This is a genomic window from Paraburkholderia phenoliruptrix, from assembly GCF_019511605.1.
In the GTDB taxonomy this organism is placed as follows: Bacteria; Pseudomonadota; Gammaproteobacteria; order Burkholderiales; family Burkholderiaceae; genus Paraburkholderia; species Paraburkholderia phenoliruptrix_A.
Window position 1 is genome coordinate 1 of the sequence record NZ_JAEUAV010000052.1, and the last position, 8,461, is coordinate 8,461.

General features: G+C 63.2%; 8 protein-coding genes. 3 read left to right on the forward strand and 5 right to left on the reverse strand.

Annotated features, from left to right (window positions below; genetic code table 11):
• Positions 1 to 265: 265 nt before the first annotated feature.
• Positions 266 to 1,114, forward strand: a complete 849-nt coding sequence (locus JNB89_RS30550; RefSeq protein ID WP_220364702.1) for a uracil-DNA glycosylase — start codon at positions 266 to 268, stop codon at positions 1,112 to 1,114.
• A 148-nt stretch (positions 1,115 to 1,262) separates the two neighbouring features.
• Here the strand turns inward: JNB89_RS30550 and JNB89_RS30555 are convergent, their stop codons facing one another.
• The 4 genes from JNB89_RS30555 to JNB89_RS30570 form a co-directional block, all read right to left on the reverse strand.
• Positions 1,263 to 1,859, reverse strand: coding sequence for an FMN-dependent NADH-azoreductase (locus tag JNB89_RS30555; RefSeq protein ID WP_013340610.1), 597 nt, complete (start codon positions 1,857 to 1,859; stop codon positions 1,263 to 1,265).
• A 153-nt stretch (positions 1,860 to 2,012) separates the two neighbouring features.
• The gene (locus tag JNB89_RS30560) at positions 2,013 to 3,803 is read right to left on the reverse strand and encodes a M61 family metallopeptidase (protein ID WP_220364703.1); all 1,791 of its coding nucleotides are present in this window, start codon (positions 3,801 to 3,803) and stop codon (positions 2,013 to 2,015) included.
• A gap of 95 nt (positions 3,804 to 3,898) precedes the next feature.
• Entirely contained in the window at positions 3,899 to 4,624 is a 726-nt protein-coding gene (locus JNB89_RS30565) for a DsbC family protein (RefSeq protein ID WP_013340612.1), read from the reverse strand.
• A 163-nt stretch (positions 4,625 to 4,787) separates the two neighbouring features.
• A complete protein-coding gene (locus tag JNB89_RS30570; protein ID WP_013340613.1) occupies positions 4,788 to 5,960 on the reverse strand; it encodes a UbiH/UbiF family hydroxylase in 1,173 nt (390 codons plus the stop codon).
• Between the two features lie 258 nt (positions 5,961 to 6,218).
• On the opposite strand from JNB89_RS30570, the gene ychF reads away from it, so the two are divergent.
• Positions 6,219 to 7,316 carry a redox-regulated ATPase YchF gene (ychF, locus tag JNB89_RS30575; RefSeq protein WP_220364704.1) on the forward strand — a complete coding sequence of 366 codons (1,098 nt, stop codon included), beginning with the start codon at positions 6,219 to 6,221 and terminating at the stop codon, positions 7,314 to 7,316.
• 350 nt (positions 7,317 to 7,666) lie between these two features.
• Here ychF and JNB89_RS30580 read toward each other — a convergent pair whose 3' ends face one another.
• Positions 7,667 to 7,906, reverse strand: coding sequence for a helix-turn-helix domain-containing protein (locus JNB89_RS30580; protein WP_220364705.1), 240 nt, complete (start codon positions 7,904 to 7,906; stop codon positions 7,667 to 7,669).
• A 55-nt stretch (positions 7,907 to 7,961) separates the two neighbouring features.
• Between JNB89_RS30580 and JNB89_RS30585 the strand changes: the two genes are divergently transcribed.
• Positions 7,962 to 8,357 (forward strand): hypothetical protein, encoded by a 396-nt coding sequence (locus JNB89_RS30585; protein ID WP_220364706.1) that lies wholly within the window; start codon positions 7,962 to 7,964, stop codon positions 8,355 to 8,357.
• The last annotated feature ends 104 nt before the right edge of the window (positions 8,358 to 8,461 follow it).

The following is an 8,461-nucleotide window of genomic DNA, read 5'->3' on the forward strand; positions in this document are numbered from 1 at the left end:
ATCGATGAGCTCCTCTGGTATTGCCGGCAGCTCAGGCGGGGGCGCAGACCCTGCTTTCGGTTTGCTTGGCATACATGCTCCTTTGGGTACATGTTATGCCTTGAACACAAAATTTCTGACAGGCTCCGAGTTGAGCGTCAAACAAAACACGCCGACCCCTCGCGGCCGAAAAATGAGCCGCCCGGTTCCAGCGCTGCGCCCTTTCCGGCTCGCCGCGCCGCCCCAAACTTGAGTCACGCATCGTTTGCTGCGACACTTCTGCGCCATGACTTCCTCATCCCGTACCCGCCGCCGTGCACCCTCGCAGGCATCGCTATTTGACGACACCGCCGCGCCGACCAGCGCCGCATCTGCCGCATCCGCCGCACCGCAGCCGCAAAGCGCCACCGGCACCCCGCTCACGCTCGAAGCGCAGTTCGCCGCGCTGCCCGCTGCATGGCGCGCGCATCTGAAGCCCTTTATCGAAAGCGACGCCTACGCGCCGCTGTGCCGTTTCGTGGACGGTGAGCGCGCAGCCGGCAAAACCGTTTATCCCGCCGACGTATTCCGCGCGTTGCGCCTGACGAGCCCCGACAAAGTGAAAGTCGTGATTCTCGGACAAGATCCGTATCACGGTGAAGACCGCGGCACGCCGCAAGCTCACGGACTTGCCTTTTCGGTGGCGCCGAACGTGCGCACGCCGCCGTCGCTGCGCAATATCTTCAAGGAAATCGCCGCGAGCCTCGGGCACGAGCCGCCGCCTCACGGCTGCCTCGACACGTGGGCCAAGCAAGGCGTGCTGCTGCTGAACACGGTGCTGACGGTCGAGCGGAACTCGGCGGCCAGCCACGCAAAGCGCGGCTGGGAGAAGTGCACGGACACGCTGATCCATGAACTGGCGATGCGCCACGACGGTCTCGTCTTCATGCTGTGGGGCGCGCACGCGCAAGCCAAGCGCGCGCTGCTCGGCGGTAAATCGCATTGCGTGCTGGAAGCGCCGCATCCGTCGCCGTTATCGGCGCATCGCGGCTTTCTTGGCTGCGGGCATTTTGCGAAGGCGAACGAGTATCTCGTCGAGCACGGCCGCGCGCCCATCGACTGGCGTCTGCCCGACAAAGCGCAAATGCTCGCGTAGGCGAGACCTAAGGCCGCAAAGCAAAAACGCCACGTGGACCAAGGTCCCGTGGCGTTTTTGCTTGCGCGCTGTAAAGCACCGCCGTGAGGCGACGCTCACGCACTAATTCGATCCGGCGGCCGGTTCAGGCACTCGCCGAAGCCGCGCCTCAAGCAGCAGCGATCGCTTCGCGTGCGGCGGCCAGCGCGGCGCTCGCTGCGTCCGGGCCCATGTTCAGGCCTTCCGCGTAGATGAAGTTCACGTCGGTCATGCCGAGGAAGCCCAGGAAGCTCTTCAGATACGGCGTCTGGCTGTCGTTCGGCGTGCCCAGATACTTGCCGCCGCGTGCAGACACGACATAAACCTTCTTGCCCGTCACGAGACCTTCCGGACCGTTTGCGGTATAGCGGAACGTAATGCCGGCACGCGCGATGAAGTCGAAGTACGTCTTCAATTGCGACGAGATGCCGAAGTTGTACATCGGAGCGCCGATCACGACGATGTCGGCGGCTTGCAGTTCGGCGATCAGCGCTTCGCTGCGGGCGGCAATTGCGGCCTGCTCGGCGGTGCGCTGGTCAGCCGGCGTGAAGAACGCGCCGAGGACGGCGTCGTCCAGATGCGGCAGCGGTTCGGCTTGCAGATTGCGGACGACGACTTGCGCGCCCGGATTCGACTGTTGCAGCTTTTCGGTCAGTTCGTTCACCAGCAGCGTGGAATTCGCGCCTTGCGAGCGGGCCGCCGAGTTGATTTGCAGGATCGTGGTCATGTTTGACTCCAGTGGGGGCGCGCAATGTTGCGCGAGTGGAGTCATTGTGTTTATTTACCGACCCCGGAAAAAGCCATCCGGCGGCGACGGATTGTTGCATTGGTAGAACAATCCGCCGCTGCGAGAGCCTCTTGCGGCCACCGCAAATTACAGTCAGCCTGCGAGCCAGCGTTCGCGCGCCTTGCGGGCGGCGGGCCGCTTGTCGTCGGCGGTGAGCTTGTAGCGCGAGACTTCTGGCCCGTCGAGCCTGAGTTGCGCGGTGCGCAGTTCGTCGCGGCGAAACGCGTGAACTTCAACCTTGGCGCCCGGCTGATAGCGCGCGAGCAGCGCGTCGAGGTTCGAACCCGTCACGCGCAGGCCGTCGAGCGCGATCAGCACGTCGCCGGCCGAAAGCCCGGCCTTTTGCGCGGCGCTGCCCTCGTGGACCGCCGCCAGCGTGCAGTCGGCGCCGCCGCGCACGCGTGCGCCGAGCGACGGCTTTCCATTCTTGTCGGGCTCCGGTGCGACCGCCACGCCGAACGGCGCGAGCAGCGTCTCGAGCGGCAGGTCGCGGGTGCCGTGCACGGCCTGCGCGAACAGCTCTCCGAGTGCCACACCGGTGGCCTCGGTGAAGAGCGCCTCGATTTCGCCTTCCTCCACCCCGACCGGTTTGCCGCGGTAAAAGTCGCGGCCAAAGCGCTGCCACAGCAGCCGCATCACGTCGTCAAGCGACTTGCGGTGGCTGGTTTGCGCGCGAATCGCCAGGTCGAACGAAAGCGCGACCAGCGAGCCCTTCGTGTAGTAGCTGACAATTGCGTTCGGCGCGTTTTCGTCCTGCCGGTAGTATTTGACCCACGCGTCGAACGAGCTTTCCGCGACGCTCTGTTTGGTGCGGCCGCTGCCGCGCAGCACGCCGCCCATCACCTTGCCGAGCATGCCCAGATAATCGTCCTGCGAGATGAGGCCGCTGCGCACGAGAATCAGATCGTCGTAATAAGACGTGAAGCCTTCGAACAGCCACAACAGCGACGTATAGTTCTCCACGGCAAGGTCATACGGCGCGAACACCGCGGGCTTGATCCGCTTTACGTTCCAGGTGTGGAAATACTCGTGGCTGCACAAGCCGAGGTAAGTCCGGTAGCCTTCGGTGAGCGCTTCGCGGCCTTGCACGGGCAGGTCCGCGCGATTGCAGATGAGCGCCGTCGACGCGCGGTGCTCGAGCCCGCCGTAACCCTCGGTGACGGCTTGCGTCATGAAGACGTAGCGGTCCACGGGCGCTTTTCTCGACTTCGGTTCGAACAGCGCGATCTGCGCTTCGCAGATTCGCTTGAGGTCGGCACACAGCCGCGCCATGTCGAGCGCGATCACGCGCCCCGCGATCACCACGTCGTGCGGCACGCCGTGCGCGTTGAAGGTCGCGAGCTCGAATTCGCCGAGCGTCACGGGATGGTCGATCAGTTCATCGTAGTTCTGTGCGCGATATTCGCCAAAGCCGTAGCGCCTCGTGCCGCGCGCTTCGGGCAGTGCGGTGGCGACGCGCCAGCCGCGATAAGCCGCCCCGTCCGGCTTCTGGATATCGACCACACACGGCGCCTCTTCGTGACCGAGCGGCGACAGAAACACGCTCGTGCCGTTGAAAAAGCCCGTGGTGTCGTCCAGATGCGCAGCGCGCACCGACAGGTCCCACGCGTACACCTCGTAGCGCAGCGTGAGCGCGCCTTTGACCGGCGCGGCCTGCCACGTGTGCTTGTCGGTTTTCTCGACGCGCACCTTGCGGCCCGCGTCGTTGAAGGCGCGCAGTGTGACGATGTTGCGGGCGAATTCGCGCACCATGTAGCTGCCCGGGATCCACACCGGCAGCATGAAACGCTGGCCGGCCGGGTCCGTGTCGGCGACGGTCACGGTGACTTCGAAGAGATGGGCGGCGGGTTGCTTGGGAACGATGGTGTAGCGGATCGGCTTCATCGGCGGCGCGTGTTTTTTTGCGTGAATGTTTGTTTGGGAGCTGGATGCGAAAGGAGGCGCCCTTGCGCCTCCTTTCACTTGTGTCAGCCGCGTGCTCAGTGCACCGAGGCAATTTCCTTGTCTAGCCGGTCGGCCGGCACCGCGCCCGGCAGGCGGCGGCCGTCGGCGAGGAATACGGTGGGCGTGCCCTCCACGTTCATCGCGTGGCCAAGCGCGAGGTTCTTGTCGATCGCGGCGGTATCGCAGGTGCCGGCGGCCGTGGGCGCCTGATGGTCCTGCATCCACGATTCCCACGCCTTCGCGCGGTCCGCCGAGCACCAGATGGATTTGGACTTGGCGGTCGAGTCCGGTGACAGGACCGGGTACAGGAAGGTGTAGACGGTCACGTTGTCGATGGACTTCAGCGTGGTTTCCAGTTGCTTGCAGTACGGGCAGTTGGGGTCCGAGAACACGGCGATCTTGCGCGAGCCGTTGCCCTTCACGACCTTCACCGCGTTTGCAAACGGCAGGCTCGCAAAGTCGATACGGTTGGTTTCCGACAGACGCGCGTCCGTCAGATTCTTGCGCGTTTTTGTATCGACCATGTCGCCGAGCAGCAGATAGTCGCCGTTGGCGTCGCTATAGACGATCTGGTTGCCGAGGTTCACTTCGTAAAGGCCGGCAATCGGCGACTTGGTGACGCTCTTGATCGTCACGTCGGCAAGGCGGGATTGCAGCGTGGCCTTGAGCTTGTCGGTGGACTGGTCGGCCTGCGCGGAGCAGCCGATCGCGACGGCAGCAATCGCGAGCACGGCAGCCGCCATGCGAAAGGTCTTTTTCATGCGAAATTCCTGATTCGGACGCGTGCTCTTCACACGCGTTGGCGTTTGCAAGGTTGCCGGTTAGACGAAAACGCTCTGTCGGCGTTCATCGGCAACCGCCTGTTGGGGTTCATGATACCTGTCTCACCAGCCGGCCGCGCCGCGCGAGCGTTCGCCGGCCATCTCAGCCGAGCGCGGCCGACACCAGCCAACGCTTGATGAACGGCTGCGCGCCGACGAAAGCCATGCCGCTATTGCGCACGATTTTCGCGAGCGGGCCGGGCACGGAGAACAGTTTCTGCAGACCGTCGGTGGCGATCATCAGCGCGCGAATGTCTTCGCGCCGCGCGCGCTCGTAGCGCCGCAGCAGCACCATGTCGCCGAGATCGCGGAACGACTCCTTGCCGGCGACCGTGTCGGCCAGCGCCGCGACGTCGCGCAGACCGAGGTTCATGCCCTGCCCCGCGAGCGGATGAATCAGATGCGCGGCGTCGCCCACCAGCGCGACGCGCGGCGCGACCAGGCGCTCGACGGTTTGCAGCGCGAGCGGAAAGCCCTGCGCTGGCGTCACGCAGTCCAGCCCGCCAAGCTGGCCGCCTGTCACGCGCTCCACTTCGGCCGCGAGCTGCGCCGGATCGAGTGCAATCAGTTGCTCGGCATGCTCGGTACGCGCCGACCAGACGAGCGACACGTGGCCGTCGGGCATGGGCAGCAGCGCGATGATTTCGCCTTCCCTGAACCACTGGAAAGCGGTCTCGCCGTGCGGCTTCTCCGCCTTGAAGTTGGCGACCACGCCCGTTTGCCGGTAGTCGCGCCGGTTCATTTTCGAGCCGATTTGCGCGCGCACCCACGAGTGCGCGCCGTCTGCGCCGACCACGAGATCGGCCACGAGCACGCTGCCGTTCGCGAGACCGACGCTTGCGCTGTCGGCGGTGAAGTCGAGCGCCTGGGCGCGGCTGTCGATCCACGTGAGGTTAGGCTGAAAACGCAGCGCCGCGTCGAGCGCGCGCTCGATCACCGACGACTCGACGATCCACGCAAGTTGCGGCACGGAAGCCTGAAACGCGGAGAAATGCAGCTCCGCATGCGCGTCGCCGTAGACACGCATGTCGTACACGGGGCCGAGCCGCGACAGATCGAGCGCCTGCCAGACGCGCAAACGCTCGAGCAGCGCCTGCGAACTCGACGACAACGCGTACACCCGCGAGTCGAACGAAGCGCCGGCGGGCAGCGGCGCGCACGCCTGCGCGAGCAGCGCGACGCGCAGCCCGGCTTGCGTGAGTGCAAGCGCCGCGGTCTTGCCGACCAGCCCGCCGCCGATCACGGCGGCATCGAAAGTCTGATGGTTTGCGTTCATCCGCGCATTATAGCGGCGGGGTTGCGGGGGGGGCGGACCGCGCGTGCAGCGTTCTGAAGCCATGTCAAGAAGCCGGTTGGAACGGGTTACAATTACGCTTTCCGTGACAAAACCGCCCAGAATCGTCGAGGCAATGCCCGCGCTGGTGTCGTGTCCCGCTCCGCTGCGTTTTCCTCGCCAGCCCAACGCGAAGGCTCCCGAATCCCGCACACAGCGTCGAGCGCATCACGCAATTTACTGAATCACTGAAGGATTTCCATGAGCCTCAAATGCGGCATCGTCGGCTTGCCCAACGTCGGCAAGTCCACCCTCTTCAACGCGCTGACCAAGGCGGGCATCGCCGCGGAAAATTATCCGTTCTGCACGATCGAGCCGAACGTCGGCATTGTCGAAGTGCCGGACGCGCGCCTCAAAGCGCTCGCGGAAATCGTCAAGCCCGAGCGCATCCTGCCGGCAGTCGTGGAATTCGTCGACATCGCCGGTCTGGTGGCGGGCGCGAGCAAGGGTGAAGGTCTTGGCAACCAGTTCCTCGCGAACATTCGCGAAACGGACGCCATCACGCACGTGGTGCGCTGTTTCGAAGACGAGAACGTCATTCACGTCGCCAACAAGATCGATCCGCTGTCGGACATCGAGGTCATCAATACCGAACTGGCGCTCGCCGACCTGGCAACGGTCGAAAAGGCACTCGCGCGCTATTCGAAGGCAGCCAAGTCGGGCAACGACAAGGAAGCCGTGAAAAACGCCGCCGTGCTGGAGAAGGTGCGCGCTCAACTGGACCAGGCGAAGCCCGTGCGTGCGCTGGATCTGTCCGACGAGGAAAAGGCCACGCTCAAGCCATTCTGCCTGATCACCGCCAAGCCGACCATGTACGTCGCCAACGTCAAGGAAGACGGCTTTGAGAACAATCCGCACCTTGACGCTGTAATGAAGTTCGCGGCGTCGGAAAATGCGCCGGTGGTTGCCGTCTGTGCAGCAATCGAAGCGGAAATCGCCGACCTGGACGAAGCGGACATGGAAGTGTTCCTCGCCGACATGGGCATGGAAGAGCCGGGGCTAAACCGCGTGATTCGCGCTGGCTTCAAACTGCTGGGGCTGCAGACGTACTTCACGGCGGGCGTAAAGGAAGTGCGCGCGTGGACCATTCACATTGGCGACACGGCGCCGCAGGCCGCGGGCGCGATTCACACCGACTTCGAACGCGGCTTCATTCGCGCGCAGACCATTTCGTTTGACGACTACATCACCTACAAGGGTGAGCAAGGCGCGAAGGAAGCCGGCAAGATGCGCGCGGAAGGCAAGGAATACGTGGTGCATGACGGCGACGTGATGAACTTCCTGTTCACCCGCACATAAGCGGGTATGGACATTCACCCCAGAATCCAAACCCTATGGACGCGGGGTCGTCAGCTTGCCTTAACGGAGCTATCCAGACCGGCTTCCGGGCGTCATGTAGTCCATCGAATTCGGCTGATAGCCACCTTCCCCGGTTCCCCGTTCTTTTTTACAAATTAGGCGAGCCGGCAAAAGCCGGCGCGCCAGACGTTCGAGTGTGTGCAACTCTGGTGCCGTCCGCAGGGCTGCTGCCCACACCCGTGCGGTGTGGGCAGCAGCGTTATGCACACAGGGAACTTGCACCCTCATCTGACATCATCGGCACTTTTTTCAGATGATGCTTCGCGTTCTCGACGACCGCACTCAGCCGGTCAAAGCTTCTGCTCAAGTTCTGCGACGAACTGGCTGGCTGGAATTCCCAGAGCCTCACACCAACTACATAGTTCAATAACATCCAGCCGGCGCTCGCCGCGCTCGCACTTGCTAATGAAGGTCTGAGTCGTATCAAGACGAGTTGCGACCTCTTCTTGTGTAAAACCCGCCTCTTCTCTAGCTGCTCGCAGCAGCTTAGCGAACATAGCGTATCGACGAGAGTAGATAGATTTTTCCATTGGCGGCTCGACGCGAAGAGCCGCAAGGTTGCAAGCGATTTTGGAATAGTCCAAAATGGACTATTTGCGAAGCGGGCCTCGTCCTGCCACGGCGCTGATTCGCGATGCCGCGCTGCCGTCGAATGGCAACTTCACGCGATGTGCGCTCGGTTGCAAACTTCATTTTCAAAATTGCTCCTTGCGAAGGACAGCTGTCACATCGCAGGTCGATGACGGAGAATTATTGGTGACTGCTCCTCAAGTACAGCGTCGAACGCTACCGCTTGATAATTCGCCGGCGGTGCGCCGGCTGGTGAAGACGGTTGAACCCGTGGACACTGGACTGCATCCCAAGCCCCGCTTGTGGATGGCGAACAGTAGGCAGCGCGAGCTGTTTTCTTGCTTCCCGCTGTTCTTTCGCGCGGTGCATCATCCCGAGTCGTACTTGGTGTCAACGCCGATTGAATTCTGACCCGCCTTTCGACGATTCGCCGAAGTAAACCTGACCCACCTGGATCCTGTGTCACGCGGCTGCTTTCGCGCTTGCGCGCGTTCCTGTTTGCCCAGCTTTTCGCT